This window comes from Methylobacterium marchantiae (assembly GCF_042679825.1).
GTDB classification, from domain to species: Bacteria; Pseudomonadota; Alphaproteobacteria; order Rhizobiales; family Beijerinckiaceae; genus Methylobacterium; species Methylobacterium marchantiae.
This window is the reverse complement of the sequence record NZ_JBHTND010000084.1, coordinates 1-860: the sequence shown is the minus strand read 5'-3', so window position 1 is coordinate 860 and position 860 is coordinate 1. Positions and strand designations below refer to the sequence as shown.

At 63.3% G+C, this 860-nt stretch carries 1 pseudogene; it reads right to left on the bottom strand.

Annotated features, from left to right (window positions below):
- Positions 1-860: pseudogene (xoxF1, locus tag ACFQ4G_RS21915) on the bottom strand (lanthanide-dependent methanol dehydrogenase XoxF1); the annotation flags it as partial.

Genomic DNA, 860 nt, shown 5'->3' with positions numbered 1-860 from the left:
TCGCCGGTCGCGCGATCGAGGGTGTAGCCGAAGCCGTTGCGGTCGAAGTGGGTGAGCAGCGGACGATCCTTGCCGTCCACCTTCTGATCCGTGAGGATCATCTCGTTGATGCCGTCGTAATCCCATTCGTCGTGCGGGGTCATCTGGTAGACCCACTTGGCCGCGCCCGTGTCGGGGTTACGTGCCCAGATGGTCATCGACCACTTGTTGTCGCCCGGACGCTGCTTGGGGTTCCAGGTCGAGGGATTGCCCGAACCGTAATACATCAGGTCGAGCTTCGGATCGTAGGAGAACCAGCCCCAGGTGCAGCCGCCGCCCGTCTTCCACTGATCGCCTTCCCAGGTCTTCAGCGAGGAATCCTTGCCGACCGGCTTGCCGAGAGACGTCGTCTTCTCGCCATCCATGATCATCTGCTCGTCGGTGCCGATGGAGTAGCCGCGCCACACCTTCTTGCCCGACTTGGCGTCGTAGGCCGTGACGTGGCACTGCACGCCGAACTCGCCGCCCGAGATGCCGACGATGATCTTGTCCTTCACCGGCAGGACCGTCGCGGTGTTGGTCTCGCCCTTCTTCGGGTCGCCGTTCACCACCGACCAGTTCACCTTGCCCGACTTGGCGTCGAGCGAGACGACCGTCGTGTCGGCCTGGTGCAGGATGATCGCGCCGTCCGCATAGGCCAGGCCACGGTTGACCGTGTCACAGCACATCACCGGGATCACCGACGGGTCCTGCTTGGGCTCGTACTTCCAGACGATCACGCCGTCCTTGTCGAGGTCCAGGGCGTAGACGATGTTCGGGAAGGGCGTGTGCACGTACATCATGTTGCCGACGACGAGAGGAGAACCCTCGTGGCCGCGAAG